The organism is Bacillus basilensis (genome assembly GCF_050630465.1).
Classification (GTDB): Bacteria; Bacillota; Bacilli; order Bacillales; family Bacillaceae_G; genus Bacillus_A; species Bacillus_A basilensis.
In genome coordinates, this window is the sequence record NZ_JBNTQO010000002.1 from 474139 (window position 1) to 490961 (window position 16823).

Here is a 16823-nt window from a genome sequence, read left to right on the forward strand (position 1 = left end):
GAGAAAAATGAGCGTATTAGTTAATAAAGATACAAAAGTTATTGTTCAAGGTATTACAGGTTCTCAAGGGTTATTCCACACAAAGCAAATGATTGAATACGGTACGAAAATTGTCGGTGGTGTAACACCAGGTAAAGGTGGTACTGATATTGAAGGTGTACCAGTATTTGATACAGTAGAAGATGCAGTGAAGGCAACAGGCGCAAACGCTTCAGTTGTATACGTTCCACCCGCTTTTGCGGCTGATGCAATTATGGAAGCAGTTGATGCAGAAATTGATTTAGTAGTATGTATTACTGAAGGAATTCCTGTATTAGATATGGTAAACGTAAAGAGATATATGGCGGGTAAACATACACGTTTACTTGGACCAAACTGCCCGGGTGTTATTACGCCTGATGAATGTAAAATCGGTATTATGCCAGGATACATTCATAAAAAAGGCCATGTAGGTATCGTATCTCGCTCTGGTACATTAACGTATGAGGCTGTACATCAGTTAACACAAGAAGGTATTGGCCAATCTACTGCTGTAGGTATCGGCGGGGACCCTGTTAACGGTACAGACTTTATTGATGCGTTAAAAGCATTTAATGAAGATGAAGAAACACATGCTGTAATTATGATTGGTGAAATCGGTGGTACAGCGGAAGAAGAAGCAGCTGAATGGGTAAAAGCTAATATGACAAAACCTGTTGTAGGCTTCATTGGTGGTCAAACTGCGCCTGAAGGCAAACGTATGGGTCATGCTGGGGCAATCATTTCTGGGGGTAAAGGAACTGCTGCAGAAAAGATTAAAACAATGGAAGCTTGTGGTATTAAAGTAGCGGAAACTCCAGCGGTTATGGGTGAAACACTAATCTCTGTCTTAAAAGAAAAAGGTCTATTTGAGACTTGTAAAAACTATTAATCTTTTGAAAGACACCTTCTTGCTTGAAGGTGTCTTTTTACACAATTATTGTTTACATAATAAAAATTATGGGTAAGGAGATTTGAGATGAAAAGAGAACGATTATTACATCTTCATTACTTGCTAGCAGATCATTGGAAGGTGATGGAAAGAATATTATATGTCGATCCAGAATTGAAAGGGATATACGCTTTTAATGCAAAACAAATTGAATATTATACTGGAATATCCTCGCAAAAATCTTCAGAATTAGTAAATTTTCTTCAAAGTTCAAGTCTCCCACAATATATATCTTATTTAAAGAAAAATCGAATCTTTTATATGACTATATGGGATGAAGATTATCCACAACTTTTACGTGAAATACAAGATCCCCCCTTTGTGTTATATGGAAAAGGAAAGAAGGATTTTCTCAATAAATCGAATAAATTAGCGGTTGTTGGAACGAGAGAACCGACTTTATATGGACAGGAGAGTTTAGAATTTATTTTACACCCATTATTAGAAAGAGGATGGCTTATTGTAAGTGGTTTTGCAAGAGGGATAGATACGATGTCTCATGAGATTACAGTAAGACTACATTGCCCAACTATTGCGATACTAGGACATGGATTATCGTATATATATCCAAAAGAGAATCGATATTTATATGAGGCGTGGAATGAATATATATTGTTATTAACAGAGTATCCTCCACACTATGCACCGAAAAAATGGTATTTTCCAAAAAGGAACCGAATTATTAGTGGTATAAGTAAAGGGGTTTTAGTTGTAGAAGCGAAATCAAGAAGTGGAACACTTATTACTGCGGACCTTGCTTTAGAGCAAAATAGAGAGGTATTTGCACTTCCTGGACCTATATTTATAGAGAGTGCATCAGGAACGAATCATCTAATTCAACAAGGAGCGAAACTAGTAAGAAATGCAGAAGATATCCTAGAAGAGATGTTAAATTAACCTTATATTTTTATGTTTTTATTAAACAATTATTGACAAATGGTAGATAGGCGCTGTATGGTATATTCATTCTTGATTGACAAAAACAAGAGAAATCAATAAGATTAATGAAGACTTGAATCCACCTCTTAAGGAGGCACTAGCATGTCAGATTACCTCGTAATCGTGGAGTCGCCTTCTAAGGCGAAGACCATTGAGAAATATTTAGGGAAAAAATACAAAGTTGTCGCGTCTATGGGACACGTTCGCGATTTACCTAAAAGCCAAATGGGGATAGAAGTAAAGAACAACTTCACCCCGAAATATATTACCATTCGTGGTAAAGGTCCCGTCTTAAAAGACTTAAAATCAGCGGCAAAAAAAGCAAAGAAAGTCTATCTCGCGGCCGATCCAGACCGCGAAGGGGAAGCAATTGCTTGGCATTTAGCAAATACGTTAAATGTGGACGTTGAATCAGATTGTCGAGTTGTGTTTAATGAGATTACAAAAGATGCAATAAAAGAATCATTTAAACATCCTCGTGCGATTAATATGGATTTAGTAGATGCACAACAAGCAAGACGTATACTAGATCGTCTTGTTGGTTACAATATTAGTCCTTTATTATGGAAGAAAGTAAAAAAAGGATTAAGTGCAGGACGCGTACAATCTGTAGCAGTTCGTTTAATTATCGAACGTGAAAGAGAAATTCAAAGCTTTGAACCTGAAGAATTCTGGACAATTAAGACAGAATTTGTAAAAGGGAAAGACACATTTGAAGCAAGCTTTTACGGTGTAGATGGAGAAAAAGTTCAATTAACGAATGAAACGCAAGTGAATGAAATAATTGAACAGTTGAAAGAAAATGCGTTTTCAGTTGAAAATGTAACGCGAAAAGAGCGAAAACGTAATCCTGCATTACCATTTACAACATCTTCCTTGCAACAAGAGGCAGCGCGTAAGTTAAACATGCGAGCAAAGAAAACAATGATGCTTGCGCAGCAACTGTATGAAGGAATTGATCTTGGAAAACAAGGAACTGTAGGTCTTATTACGTATATGAGAACCGATTCAACTCGTATCTCAGAAACGGCTCAAACAGAGGCTCGTACTTACATTACTGAGGCGTATGGTACGGAATACATAGGAACAGGAACAGAAAAGAAGAAAGAAACGAAAAAATCAAATGCACAAGATGCGCATGAGGCGATTCGTCCTACTTCGGTAATGAGAAAGCCAGAGGAACTAAAGAGTTTCTTAGGTCGTGACCAACTTAGGTTGTATAAATTGATTTGGGAGCGATTTGTTGCAAGTCAAATGGCGTCTGCTATAATGGATACTGTGACAGCGAGACTCATTAATAATAATGTTCAGTTCCGTGCAAGTGGATCAGTTGTAAAGTTCCCAGGGTTTATGAAAGTGTATGTAGAATCGAAAGATGACGGGGCTGAAGAAAAGGATAAGATGTTACCACCTTTAGAAGTAGGGGAAACAGTATTTTCTAAGGATTTAGAACCGAAACAACACTTTACACAACCTCCGCCGCGCTATACAGAGGCTCGTCTAGTAAGAACACTTGAAGAGCTTGGAATTGGGAGACCGTCGACTTACGTACCGACACTTGAAACGATTCAAAAACGTGGATACGTAGGTTTGGATAATAAACGCTTCGTTCCAACTGAACTTGGTGAAATAGTAATTGAACTTATTTTAGAGTTTTTCCCAGAAATTATTAACATTGAATTTACTGCTAACATGGAGCAAAGTCTTGATGAAGTAGAAGAAGGAAATGCGAATTGGGTAAAAATTGTTGATGATTTCTACGTAGGCTTTGAACCGCGTTTAGAAAAAGCGGAAAAAGAAATGCGTGAAGTGGAAATTAAAGATGAACCAGCTGGGGAAGACTGTGAATTATGTGATCACCCAATGGTCTTTAAAATGGGTAAATACGGGAAATTTATGGCTTGCTCGAATTTCCCGGATTGTCGTAATACAAAACCGATTGTGAAAGAAATCGGTGTTACTTGTCCGAAATGTGATAAAGGTCAAATTATTGAACGTCGTAGTAATAAAAAGAAACGTCTTTTCTATGGGTGCGGTACGTATCCAGAATGTGACTTTGTATCTTGGGATAAGCCGATTGGCCGTAAATGTCCGAAGTGCGAAGGTATGCTTGTAGAGAAGAAGTTGAAAAAAGGCGTGCAAGTACAATGTATTTCGTGTGATTATGAAGAAGAACAACAAATGTGAGCGTAACTGCTCACATTTTTTTCGGGAAGAAAAGGAAAGGTGATATATATATGACAACACAAGTAGTAAACGTCATTGGCGCAGGTCTTGCAGGAAGTGAAGCAGCTTACCAAATTGCAAAACGTGGTGTCCAAGTAAGATTATACGAAATGAGACCGGTAAGGCAAACACCAGCTCATCACACAGATAAATTTGCAGAGTTAGTATGTAGTAACTCGCTTCGAGCGAACACGTTAACTAACGCTGTTGGTGTTATTAAAGAAGAAATGCGCTTAATGGATTCTGTTATTATTCGTGCAGCTGATGAGTGCTCTGTACCAGCAGGAGGGGCTTTAGCTGTAGATCGTCATGAATTTGCGGCAAAAGTAACGGAATATGTGAAAAACCATCCGAATGTAACTGTGATGAATGAAGAAATCACTGAAATTCCAGAAGGGCCTACTGTTATCGCGACAGGTCCACTTACATCTCCTGATCTTGCTGCGCAATTAAAAGAATTAACAGGTGAAGACTATTTTTATTTCTATGATGCTGCAGCACCGATTGTTGAGAAAGACAGCATTGATATGAATAAAGTGTATTTAAAATCTCGTTATGATAAAGGTGAAGCGGCATATTTAAACTGCCCGATGACAGAAGAGGAATTTGACCGTTTTTACGAGGCTTTAATCGCTGCTGAAACAGTACCTTTAAAAGAATTTGAAAAAGAAATTTTCTTTGAAGGTTGTATGCCGGTAGAAGTTATGGCAAGTAGAGGAAGACAGACACTAGTATTTGGACCGATGAAACCTGTTGGACTAGAAGATCCGAAAACAGGGAAAACACCATATGCTGTCGTTCAGTTACGTCAAGATGATGCAGCGGGAACGCTATACAATATCGTAGGTTTCCAAACGCATTTAAAGTGGGGACCACAAAAAGAAGTGTTACAGTTGATTCCAGGGCTGGAAAACGCAGAGATTGTACGTTATGGTGTAATGCATCGCAATACGTTTATTAATTCACCTAACTTGCTTCGTCCAACATATCAATATAAACAACGTGATGATTTATTCTTCGCTGGTCAAATGACTGGAGTAGAGGGATATGTTGAATCGGCGGCGTCAGGATTACTAGCAGGTATTAATGCTGCTCGACTTGTGAAAGGTGAAGAGCCAGTTGTATTACCGCCTGTAACTGCAATGGGAAGTATGGCGAATTATATTACTGCGACAAACGCGAAAAACTTCCAACCAATGAATGCAAACTTCGGTCTGTTTGCACCGTTAGAGAAGAAAATTAAAAGGAAAGCAGAACGTAATGAAGCCTATGCAACACGCGCTTTAGAAACGATTCAAAATTTTGTAAATATTTAGTTAAATTTCTTGCAAAGGCTACTAAGTTGTGATACGATTTAGTAGCCTTTATTGAGGTGAATTGTGTGAATGTGAAGAAATTGTTACAATTATTCGTTGGATATTTACAAATTGAAAGAAATTATTCAAAATATACAATTGCAAGTTATCAAAATGATTTAGAACATTTTGTGCAATTTATGGAGCGAGAAGGCATATCCTCTTTTTTAGATATTACATACGCGGATGTTCGTTTGTACTTAACGACGTTGCATGATGAAAAGTTAGCCCGTAAATCTGTCGCAAGAAAAGTATCAAGCTTACGAAGTTTATATCGTTTTTTGATGCGTGAAGGTTATCGGAAAGATAATCCGTTTGCACTTGCGTCACTCCCCAAAAAAGAATTGTCAATCCCAAAGTTTTTATATGCTGAAGAATTAGAGGAATTATTTGAAGTTTCTGACACGGAAACGCCGCTAGGTCAAAGGAATCAAGCTTTATTAGAGTTGATGTATGCGACTGGGATCCGTGTGAGTGAATGTGTCAATTTACAACTTACCGATATTGACTTCGCGGTGGGAACAATTTTAGTAATGGGAAAAGGAAAAAAACAAAGATATATTCCGTTCGGGAGTTATGCACACGATGCTTTAATTACTTATATAGAGAACGGGAGAAAACAGTTAGCTCAAAAAACTGAAGAACACTCTCATATGGTATTTTTAAATGCGAAAGGCACGCCGCTGACAAGTCGAGGGGTACGTTATGTATTAAATGAACTCATTAAGAAGGCTTCACTGACAATGCGGATAAGTCCCCATATGTTAAGGCATACATTTGCTACACACATGTTAGATGAAGGGGCAGATTTACGTACTGTACAGGAGCTACTCGGTCATGAGAATTTGTCGACGACACAAATTTATACGCATGTCTCTAAAGAAAGATTGCGTTCTGTCTACATGAAGCATCACCCACGGGCATAAATTGCTTTTAAAGCTATAAAAACATATAAAGGAGTTTTTTCTATGGGGAATTTCCACGCTACAACGATATTTGCAGTTCATCATAATGGAGAATGTGCAATGGCTGGAGATGGCCAGGTGACAATGGGAAATGCGGTTGTAATGAAACATACAGCTCGTAAAGTCCGTAAACTTTTCCAAGGGAAAGTTTTAGCTGGTTTTGCAGGTTCCGTTGCTGACGCATTTACTCTTTTTGAAATGTTTGAAGGGAAATTAGAAGAGTACAATGGGAACTTGCAGCGTGCTGCAGTTGAGATGGCAAAACAATGGCGTGGCGACAAAATGTTACGTCAGCTAGAAGCGATGCTCATTGTCATGGATAAAACAACTATGCTTCTTGTTTCAGGTACAGGAGAAGTGATTGAACCAGATGATGGTATTTTAGCAATTGGATCTGGCGGGAATTATGCGCTTTCTGCAGGTCGTGCTTTAAAGCAATATGCAAGTGAACATTTAACAGCGAAGCAAATTGCGAAAGCGAGTTTAGACATTGCTGGCGATATTTGTGTTTATACAAACCACAATATAATTGTGGAAGAATTGTAGAATCGTAAGGGAGGCATTTTATATGCATTTACATTTTACTCCGCGTCAAATTGTGGAAAAATTAGATCAATACATTATCGGTCAAAAAGATGCGAAGAAAGCGGTTGCTGTAGCTTTAAGAAATCGTTACCGCCGAAGTAAATTAGCTGAAAATCTACGTGATGAAATTGCACCTAAAAATATTTTAATGATTGGACCGACAGGTGTTGGTAAAACGGAGGTCGCACGACGAATGGCAAAACTCGTTGGAGCACCTTTTATTAAGGTTGAAGCTACGAAGTTTACAGAAGTTGGATATGTAGGTAGAGATGTAGAATCGATGGTACGTGACCTTGTAGAAACGTCAGTTCGTATCGTGAAAGAAGAAATGGTAATTAAAGTACAAGACAAAGCAGAAGAGCAAGCGAACCAACGTCTTGTTGAAATTTTAGTGCCGAGTCAGGAGAAACAATCTGGATTTAAAAACCCATTAGAAATGCTATTTGGCGGTGCTCAAAATTCGAATCAAACATCTGATGAACAGGAAGATGTTGAAATTGAAAAGAAACGTCAAGATGTAGAAAGAAAGCTTGCTGCAGGACTTCTTGAAGATGAGATTGTATCGATTGAAGTGACTGAGCAACAGTCTTCCATGTTCGATATGTTACAAGGAACTGGCATGGAACAAATGGGAATGAATTTCCAAGATGCATTAGGAAGTTTTATGCCGAAAAAAACAAAAAAACGTAAACTTTCTGTGAAAGAAGCAAGAAAACTCTTGACAAATGAGGAAGCACAGCGCTTAATTGATATGGATGAAGTTACACAAGAGGCTGTTTATCGTGCTGAACAGCTCGGGATTATTTTTATCGATGAAATTGACAAAATTGCTGGTAAGCAGTCGAATAGCGTAGATGTATCACGTGAAGGTGTGCAACGTGACATTTTACCAATTGTAGAAGGGTCGAATGTTGCGACAAAATACGGATCAGTAAAAACGGATTATATTTTATTCGTTGCAGCTGGAGCGTTTCATATGTCTAAACCGTCGGATTTAATTCCGGAACTGCAAGGGAGATTTCCGATTCGAGTAGAATTAACAAAATTATCTACAGATGATTTTGTTAAAATATTAATCGAGCCTGACAATGCGTTAATTAAACAATATATGGCTTTATTAGCGACTGAAGGTATAGAAATTGAATTTTCAGACGAAGCTATTCGTAAGATTGCTGAGATTGCTTATCAAGTTAATCAGGATACAGATAATATTGGAGCAAGAAGACTTCATACGATTATGGAGAAGCTCCTTGAAGATTTATCGTTTGAAGCATCTGAAATTACGTTAGAGAAAATAACGATAACACCTCAATACGTTGAGGAGAAATTAGCAACGATTGCTAAAAATAAAGATGTGAGCCAGTTTATTTTGTAATTGTGTCATCAGGTGACTCGCCCTAGTTTCCAAGTGATGAAAAAATATGTGAGTAACATGTAGGAGGAACTTTTGAAATGGAATTATTAGCAAAAACAAGAAAATTAAATGCGTTATTACAGAGCGCAGCAGGAAAGCCTGTAAACTTTAGAGAAATGTCTGACACAATGTGTGAAGTAATCGAAGCGAACGTATTCGTAGTAAGCCGTCGTGGTAAATTACTAGGTTATGCAATTCACCAACAAATTGAGAATGAGCGTATGAAACAAATGCTTGCAGAGCGTCAATTCCCGGAAGAATACACACAAAGCTTATTCAACATTACAGAAACATCTTCTAACTTAGATGTAAACAGTGCTTACACAGCATTCCCGGTAGAAAATAGAGAATTATTCGGTCAAGGTTTAACTACAATCGTACCAATCGTTGGTGGCGGTGAGCGTCTAGGCACATTAGTGTTAGCTCGTCTTGGTCAAGAGTTCTTAGACGATGATTTAATCCTTGCTGAATACAGTTCAACTGTAGTAGGTATGGAAATCTTACGTGAAAAAGCAGAAGAAATTGAAGAGGAAGCACGTAGTAAAGCTGTTGTTCAAATGGCGATTAGTTCATTGTCTTACAGTGAGTTAGAAGCAATCGAGCATATCTTCGAAGAATTAAATGGAACAGAAGGATTACTTGTTGCAAGTAAAATTGCTGATCGCGTAGGAATTACTCGTTCTGTAATCGTAAATGCACTACGTAAATTAGAAAGTGCTGGTGTTATTGAGTCGCGCTCTTTAGGTATGAAAGGAACATACATTAAAGTGCTAAACGACAAGTTTCTACAAGAACTTGCTAAATTAAAAACAAACTAATTTATAAAAACTCTCCTCTCTTGAGGAGAGTTTTTTGTATATAAGAGGTTGATGTTGTTTGTGAACAGCGCCATAATCATGTTTTTTAGAAACTATTATTTGAATTTCACTTTTTTGCTTAAAAGAAATACAGGTTGGTAATACTAGAATTCGAGTGTGAATAAAGAAAGTTTTACATTGTTCGCATTTTCGACTTGATTGTAATATTTCAGTATGATATAGTAAGCAGTGGTGTCAGTACAAAGTACACACGTTTACTGATTTAAGTGTTGGTGCTACGTTTGTAGTTTCGCTTAGAGATGAAGTAAACGGAGGATATCAAAAACCATTTAGGAGGAACTATATTATGTCAGTAATTTCTATGAAGCAATTGCTTGAAGCTGGTGTTCATTTCGGACATCAAACTCGTCGTTGGAACCCAAAAATGAAGCGTTACATTTTCACAGAGCGTAACGGTATCTACATCATCGACTTACAAAAAACTGTGAAAAAAGTTGAGGAAGCTTACAGAACGATGCGTGACATCGCTGCTGAAGGTGGAGACATCTTATTCGTAGGTACTAAAAAACAAGCACAAGAAGCTATTAAAGAAGAAGCAACTCGTGCTGGTATGTACTTCGTTAACCAACGTTGGTTAGGTGGAACTTTAACAAACTTCCAAACAATCCAAAAGCGTATCAAGCGTCTTAAAGACATCGAAAGAATGCAAGAAGATGGTACTTTCGAAGTACTTCCTAAGAAAGAAGTTGTTCAACTTAAAAAAGAGTTAGAGCGTCTTGAGAAATTCTTAGGCGGTATTAAAGATATGAAAGGTCTTCCAAGTGCATTATTCGTAGTAGACCCTCGTAAAGAGCGTATTGCAGTTGCTGAAGCACGCAAATTACACATTCCAATCATCGGTATCGTTGATACAAACTGTGATCCAGACGAAATCGATCACGTTATCCCAGCAAACGATGATGCAATTCGTGCTGTAAAACTTCTTACATCTAAAATGGCAGACGCGATCCTTGAAGCAAAACAAGGTGAAGAAACTGTTACTGCGTAACAAATTTGGAAAGGTGATAAGGGGTTCGGCCTTTTATCACCTTTTTTAAGGTATAAACACCTTTATAAAAGGTATAAATACATATTTTAGGAGGATGAAAAATATGGCAATCACTGCACAAATGGTAAAAGAACTTCGTGAAAAAACAGGCGCAGGTATGATGGACTGCAAAAAAGCTTTAACTGAAACTAATGGCGACATGGAGAAAGCAATTGACTTCTTACGTGAAAAAGGTATTGCAAAAGCTGCTAAAAAAGCAGACCGCATCGCTGCTGAAGGTTTAACTTTCATCGAAACAAACGGTAACGAAGGTTTAATCTTAGAATTAAACTCTGAAACTGATTTCGTTGCGAAAAACGAAGGTTTCCAAGCGTTAATTAAAGAATTAGCTGCTCACTTATTAGCTAACAAACCAGCTAACATTGAAGAAGCTATGGCTCAAACAATCGAAGGCGGCAAAACAGTAGAAGAGCACATCAATGAAGCAATCGCTAAAATTGGTGAAAAACTTACACTTCGTCGTTTCGAAATCGTATCAAAAACTGATGCTGATGCATTCGGCGCTTACCTACACATGGGTGGACGTATTGGTGTATTAACAGTTCTTGAAGGTTCTACTGACGAAGCTGCTGCTAAAGATGTAGCAATGCACATCGCAGCAGTTAACCCTAAATACATCGACCGCGATGCTGTAACTGCTGAAGAAGTTGAGCATGAGCGTCAAGTATTAACACAACAAGCTTTAAACGAAGGCAAGCCTGAAAAAATCGTTGCAAAAATGGTTGAAGGCCGTCTAGGTAAATTCTTCGAAGAGATTTGCTTACTTGACCAAGCATTCGTTAAAAACCCTGATATGAAAGTTCGTCAGTTCGTTGAGTCTAAAGGCGGAACATTAAAAGGATTCGTTCGCTACGCTGTTGGTGAAGGTATCGAAAAACGCGAAGACAACTTTGCTGAAGAAGTAATGAACCAAGTAAAAGGTAGCAACTAATAAAGATTAGGGAACACATTGTGTTCCCTTTTTTAAAATAAAGATGTAAGCAATTGGAGGTTCATTATGAGTAAACCGAAATATAATCGTGTCGTATTAAAGCTAAGCGGAGAAGCGTTAGCTGGGGAACAAGGATTTGGAATTAACCCATCTGTTATAAAATCAGTTGCGGAACAAGTGAAAGAAATTGCAGAACTTGATGTAGAAGTTGCTGTTGTTGTTGGTGGCGGAAACATTTGGCGTGGAAAAATCGGAAGTGAAATGGGAATGGATCGTGCTGGAGCAGATTACATGGGTATGTTAGCAACAGTTATGAACTCATTAGCTCTTCAAGATAGCTTAGAGAACATTGGAATTCAAACTCGCGTTCAAACTTCAATCGAAATGCGTCAAGTAGCAGAGCCTTACATTCGTCGTAAAGCAGTTCGTCACTTAGAGAAGAAACGTGTTGTTATCTTTGCAGCAGGTACAGGTAACCCATATTTCTCTACAGATACAACGGCAGCATTACGTGCAGCGGAAATCGAAGCAGACGTTATCTTAATGGCGAAAAACAATGTAGATGGCGTATATAATGCAGATCCATCTCTTGATCCAACAGCTACGAAATACGAAACACTTACTTACTTAGATGTATTAAAAGAAGGTTTAGGTGTAATGGATTCAACAGCTTCTTCTTTATGTATGGACAATGATATTCCATTAATTGTATTCTCGGTTATGGAAAAAGGTAACATTAAACGTGCCGTTTTAGGCGAAAATATTGGAACAGTTGTAAGGGGGAAATAAATATGGGACAACAAGTATTGAAGTCTTCAAATGAAAAAATGGAAAAAGCAGTTGCTGCTTACTCTCGTGAATTAGCAACAGTTCGCGCAGGTCGTGCAAGCTCGTCTGTATTAGATAAGGTACAAGTTGATTACTATGGTGCACCAACACCTGTTGTGCAATTAGCGAACATTACAGTTCCAGAAGCACGTTTACTTGTAATTCAACCTTATGATAAAACTTCTATCGGTGATATTGAAAAAGCAATCTTAAAAGCAGATTTAGGCTTAAATCCTTCTAATGATGGAACTGTAATTCGTATTGCATTCCCTGCATTAACAGAAGAGCGTCGTCGTGATCTTGTAAAAGTTGTGAAAAAATATGCTGAAGAAGCAAAAGTTGCTGTTCGTAACGTACGTCGTGACGGTAATGATGATCTTAAGAAGCTTGAAAAAGCTGGCGATATTACAGAAGATGATTTAAGAGGATATACTGAAGATATCCAAAAAGAAACAGATAAATATATTGCAAAAGTTGACGAAATCGCAAAAAACAAAGAAAAAGAAATCATGGAAGTGTAATAGCGATACTTTCGCAAATATGACCCTCTTCTTAAGGGGGTCTTTTTACACTTTTAGGCATATGTCTGCTTGCTGGAGGGTATGAATGATGTTTAAAAACTTTCCTTTTTTTAAAAGTAAAAAGGTCGCATCGTTTGATCATCTCGTTGAAGAAGTGAAAAAAGGATATATCCCAGAACATATTGCCATTATTATGGATGGTAATGGAAGATGGGCAAAGAGGAGAGCGATGCCTCGTATTGCGGGACATCATGAAGGCATGCAAGTTGTAAAGAAAATCACAAAATTTGCAAGCAAACTTAATGTGAAAGTATTAACTCTTTATGCTTTTTCAACTGAGAACTGGAAAAGACCGAAAAAGGAAGTTGACTATTTAATGAGACTTCCAGAAGAATTTCTAGGTACATTTTTACCAGAATTGATTGAAGAGAACGTACAAGTCCGAGTAATAGGGCAACAAGATCGTCTTCCTACGCATACACGCAGAGCGATGGAGAAGGCCATGGAAGATACGAAAGAGAATACGGGATTAATTCTTAATTTCGCGTTAAACTATGGAAGTCGAGATGAAATCGTTTCTGCTGTGCAACATATGATGAAAGATAGTGAGGAAGGAAAGGTTCGTATTGAAGATGTAAGTGAAGAAATGCTTTCTTCCTACTTAATGACGAGCTCGTTACCTGATCCTGAGTTGTTGATCCGTACAAGTGGAGAGTTACGTATTAGTAATTTCATGTTATGGCAAATTGCATATTCGGAATTTTGGTTTACAGATGTGTATTGGCCAGACTTTACGGAAGAACATCTGCTAAATGCGATCACAGACTTTCAACATAGAGGGCGCAGATTCGGAGGCGTGTAGAAAGAGAGGGTTTGGTAGTGAAACAGAGAATTATTACTGGAGTGGTTGCTGCCGCGCTATTCATTCCCATCGTAATTTACGGTGGCGTGCCTTTTACGGTTTTAGTGTATGCACTGGCTTCTATAGGTTTATATGAATTAATTCGTATGAATAAGCTTACGCTTATTTCAGTACCAACAGTTTTAGCTGCAGTATTATTATGGGTTATTTTAATTCCAAGTAGTGCATCAGAACTGTTTACTTGGATTGGATTAGGTAAATTAGAAATCACATTTGTGATTGTTTTATTACTTTTATCATATACAGTCCTTTCTAAGAATACATTTACTTTTGACAATGCTTCATTTTTACTAATGGCAACAACATATGTTGCAATGGGATTCCTATATTTGAATGAAACGAGAATATTAGGAATTAAATATGTGTTTTGCGCATTATTTGTTATATGGGCTACTGATTCAGGCGCATATTTCATAGGAAAAGCATTAGGAAAAAGAAAATTATGGCCAGAAATTAGTCCGAATAAAACGATTGAAGGCTCATTAGGCGGCATCGTTTGTGGAATTGTTGTGGCACTTGTTTACAATATTTTCTTCCCAGTTGAGGCTAATGTAGGAATTTTAATTGTGTTGACAATTATCATTTCTATTTTTGGACAAATTGGTGATTTAGTACAATCCGCATTTAAACGTCATTATGGTGTAAAAGATTCAGGTACAATTTTACCTGGCCATGGTGGTATATTAGATCGAACAGATAGTTGGTTATTCGTTTTACCAATTCTCTACTTCTTATTACAATATAATTAATGAATGAACGAGGGGTTGGAGTAATGAAAAACATTAGTTTATTAGGTGCAAGCGGATCAATTGGTACACAAACTATAGATGTATTACGCTCGCACCCAGACCAATTCCGTCTCGTTGCTTTTTCTGTAGGGAAAAATATTGACTACGCAGTAAAGGTAATTCAAGAATTTTCTCCGCAAATCGTCTCTGTGCAAAGAGAGGAAGATGTTCTAAAACTACAAGCTGTTTCTGGTAATACAAAAATTGTATATGGTAGTGAAGGACTTTTAGAAGTAGCATTACATCCAGATGCGGGGATTGTAGTAAACGCTGTTGTAGGTAGCGTAGGGTTGTTACCAACACTACGTGCAATTGAGGCGAAAAAAACAATTGGAATTGCAAACAAAGAAACGTTAGTGACTGCAGGGCATCTTGTAATGGAAGCAGCGCGAAAACATAATGTTTCGTTACTTCCAGTAGATAGTGAACATTCAGCTATTTTTCAATGCTTGAATGGTGAAAATGAAAAAAGAATTTCTCGATTAATTATTACGGCTTCTGGTGGAAGTTTTCGTGATAAAACGAGAGATGAATTGCATCATGTGACCGTAGAAGATGCGCTTCGACATCCAAACTGGTCAATGGGTTCGAAAATTACAATTGATTCTGCTACAATGATGAATAAGGGACTAGAAGTAATTGAAGCACATTGGCTTTTTGGTATCCCTTATGAGCAAATCGATGTTGTTTTACATAAAGAAAGTATTATTCATTCTATGGTTGAATTTGAAGATCGTAGTGTGATGGCACAGCTTGGCTCACCTGATATGCGAGTACCAATTCAATACGCGCTTACATATCCTGATCGATTACCGCTTTCTGACACAAAGCAGTTAAATTTATGGGAAATCGGCACATTGCATTTTGAGAAAATGAACCAAGAACGTTTCCGCTGCCTGCGTTTTGCGTATGAAGCTGGAAAAGCAGGTGGAAGTATGCCGGCTGTAATGAATGCAGCGAATGAAGTAGCTGTTGAAGCTTTTTTACAAAAGAGAATTGGTTTCTTAACAGTGGAAGACCTCATTGAAAAAGCAATGAACCATCACAATGTCATTGCACGTCCGAGCCTAGAGGAAATTCTGGAAATTGATGCAGCCACAAGACAGTTTGTGATGGAACAAATTTAGCAAAGGTGGTTATGGAATTGAATACAGCGATTGCCTTTATATTAATTTTCGGTGCACTCGTATTTTTCCATGAGCTAGGGCATCTATATTTCGCAAAAAGAGCAGGTATTTTATGCCGCGAGTTTGCGATTGGTTTTGGTCCGAAAATATTCTCATTTGAAAAGAATGAAACGGTGTATACGATTCGATTACTGCCTCTTGGTGGCTATGTAAGAATGGCTGGCGAGGATGCAGACACAGTGGAGTTAAAGCCAGGGAAAAAGGTTGGCCTTGTATTAAATGAAAAAGACGAAGTTGCAAAATTAGTTTTTGATGGATATGAAAAGTATCCAAATGTTCGTGTCATTGAAGTCGAACAAGCTGATTTAGAACATAATCTAACAATTTCGGGCTATGAAGAGTATGAGGAAGAGTTGCAAACATTCCGAGTGAATGAAAAGGCTCGTATCATTACTGCTGGTGAAGAAATTCAAATTGCTCCGTATAATAGGCAGTTTGGCTCTAAGAAATTGGGTCAACGTGCTTTAACGATCTTTGCGGGTCCTGCAATGAACTTCATTTTAGCTTTTGTTATTTTTGTGATTCTTGGATTTGTACAAGGGGTTCCTATTGACAAGCCAATGGTCGGAAAAGTAATGGAGAATAGTGCTGCAGAGCAAGCTGGATTAAAAGAAAATGATACAATTCAAGCAATTGATGGGAAAAACACAAGCACATGGAAAGATGTTGTTACCATTGTACGTGAAAACCCGAATAAAGAGATTACATTACAAGTAAAGCGTGATAGTGAACAGTTTAATGTGAAAGTAACGCCAACGCTCGATAAAGAAGGTAAAGAAGAAGTTGGTAGAATTGGTGTTTACTCTCCAGTAGAGAAAACAGTAATGGGTTCTATTAAATCAGGTTTTGAACAAACATACCAATGGACGAAACTAATTTTTGAGTCTCTTGTGAAATTAGTAACTGGTCAATTTTCTATTAATGAGTTGTCAGGTCCAGTAGGAATTTATAATCTAACAGATCAAGTTGTAGATTATGGATTTACGCGTGTATTAAGTTTAGCAGCAGTATTAAGTATTAACCTTGGTTTATTTAATTTATTACCAGTTCCAGCTTTAGACGGTGGACGTTTGTTCTTCTTCTTAATTGAAGCATTGCGCGGGAAACCAATTGACCGTCAAAAAGAAGGAATGGTTCACTTTATTGGTTTTGCATTATTAATGTTACTTATGTTAGTTGTAACTTGGAATGACATTCGTAAGTTTTTCTTGTAAAATAAAGTGAAACTTATAATGAAATAAAGCCCGTAGAATAAAATCCCTCACC

General features: G+C 37.6%; 16 protein-coding genes. All 16 read left to right on the forward strand.

What is annotated here, in order from left to right; translation table 11 throughout:
• Positions 1–7: 7 nt before the first annotated feature.
• Positions 8–910 carry a succinate--CoA ligase subunit alpha gene (gene sucD / locus ACQVV1_RS05945; protein WP_000115179.1) on the forward strand — a complete coding sequence of 301 codons (903 nt, stop codon included), beginning with the start codon at positions 8–10 and terminating at the stop codon, positions 908–910.
• 87 nt (positions 911–997) lie between these two features.
• A complete protein-coding gene (gene dprA, locus ACQVV1_RS05950; protein ID WP_063221129.1) occupies positions 998–1867 on the forward strand; it encodes a DNA-processing protein DprA in 870 nt (289 codons plus the stop codon).
• A 144-nt stretch (positions 1868–2011) separates the two neighbouring features.
• Positions 2012–4096, forward strand: a complete 2085-nt coding sequence (gene topA / locus ACQVV1_RS05955; RefSeq protein ID WP_060631988.1) for a type I DNA topoisomerase — start codon at positions 2012–2014, stop codon at positions 4094–4096.
• 50 nt (positions 4097–4146) lie between these two features.
• Complete coding sequence (gene trmFO / locus ACQVV1_RS05960; protein WP_060631987.1) at positions 4147–5451, forward strand: FADH(2)-oxidizing methylenetetrahydrofolate--tRNA-(uracil(54)-C(5))-methyltransferase TrmFO; 1305 nt, start codon at positions 4147–4149, stop codon at positions 5449–5451.
• Positions 5452–5516: 65 nt separating this feature from the next.
• Entirely contained in the window at positions 5517–6416 is a 900-nt protein-coding gene (gene xerC / locus ACQVV1_RS05965; protein WP_063221128.1) for a tyrosine recombinase XerC, read from the forward strand.
• A gap of 42 nt (positions 6417–6458) precedes the next feature.
• Complete coding sequence (gene hslV, locus ACQVV1_RS05970) at positions 6459–7001, forward strand: ATP-dependent protease proteolytic subunit HslV (RefSeq protein WP_000526271.1); 543 nt, start codon at positions 6459–6461, stop codon at positions 6999–7001.
• 22 nt (positions 7002–7023) lie between these two features.
• Positions 7024–8415 (forward strand): ATP-dependent protease ATPase subunit HslU, encoded by a 1392-nt coding sequence (gene hslU / locus ACQVV1_RS05975; RefSeq protein ID WP_242252015.1) that lies wholly within the window; start codon positions 7024–7026, stop codon positions 8413–8415.
• A gap of 77 nt (positions 8416–8492) precedes the next feature.
• Positions 8493–9272: a GTP-sensing pleiotropic transcriptional regulator CodY gene (gene codY, locus ACQVV1_RS05980; RefSeq protein WP_000421290.1), complete on the forward strand. Its 780-nt coding sequence runs from the start codon at positions 8493–8495 to the stop codon at positions 9270–9272.
• Between the two features lie 346 nt (positions 9273–9618).
• Positions 9619–10320 carry a 30S ribosomal protein S2 gene (gene rpsB, locus ACQVV1_RS05985; protein ID WP_000111485.1) on the forward strand — a complete coding sequence of 234 codons (702 nt, stop codon included), beginning with the start codon at positions 9619–9621 and terminating at the stop codon, positions 10318–10320.
• 103 nt (positions 10321–10423) lie between these two features.
• Positions 10424–11311 (forward strand): translation elongation factor Ts, encoded by an 888-nt coding sequence (tsf, locus tag ACQVV1_RS05990; protein ID WP_001018584.1) that lies wholly within the window; start codon positions 10424–10426, stop codon positions 11309–11311.
• Positions 11312–11377: 66 nt separating this feature from the next.
• Positions 11378–12100, forward strand: a complete 723-nt coding sequence (gene pyrH / locus ACQVV1_RS05995; RefSeq protein WP_000042667.1) for a UMP kinase — start codon at positions 11378–11380, stop codon at positions 12098–12100.
• A gap of 2 nt (positions 12101–12102) precedes the next feature.
• Positions 12103–12660 carry a ribosome recycling factor gene (gene frr, locus ACQVV1_RS06000; protein WP_000531504.1) on the forward strand — a complete coding sequence of 186 codons (558 nt, stop codon included), beginning with the start codon at positions 12103–12105 and terminating at the stop codon, positions 12658–12660.
• Between the two features lie 85 nt (positions 12661–12745).
• A complete protein-coding gene (gene uppS / locus ACQVV1_RS06005; RefSeq protein WP_060631982.1) occupies positions 12746–13522 on the forward strand; it encodes an undecaprenyl pyrophosphate synthase in 777 nt (258 codons plus the stop codon).
• A gap of 17 nt (positions 13523–13539) precedes the next feature.
• Positions 13540–14331 carry a phosphatidate cytidylyltransferase gene (gene cdsA, locus ACQVV1_RS06010; RefSeq protein WP_060631981.1) on the forward strand — a complete coding sequence of 264 codons (792 nt, stop codon included), beginning with the start codon at positions 13540–13542 and terminating at the stop codon, positions 14329–14331.
• 23 nt (positions 14332–14354) lie between these two features.
• A complete protein-coding gene (gene dxr / locus ACQVV1_RS06015; RefSeq protein WP_431168689.1) occupies positions 14355–15497 on the forward strand; it encodes a 1-deoxy-D-xylulose-5-phosphate reductoisomerase in 1143 nt (380 codons plus the stop codon).
• A gap of 17 nt (positions 15498–15514) precedes the next feature.
• Positions 15515–16771, forward strand: coding sequence for an RIP metalloprotease RseP (gene rseP, locus ACQVV1_RS06020; RefSeq protein WP_063221123.1), 1257 nt, complete (start codon positions 15515–15517; stop codon positions 16769–16771).
• Positions 16772–16823: the final 52 nt, after the last annotated feature.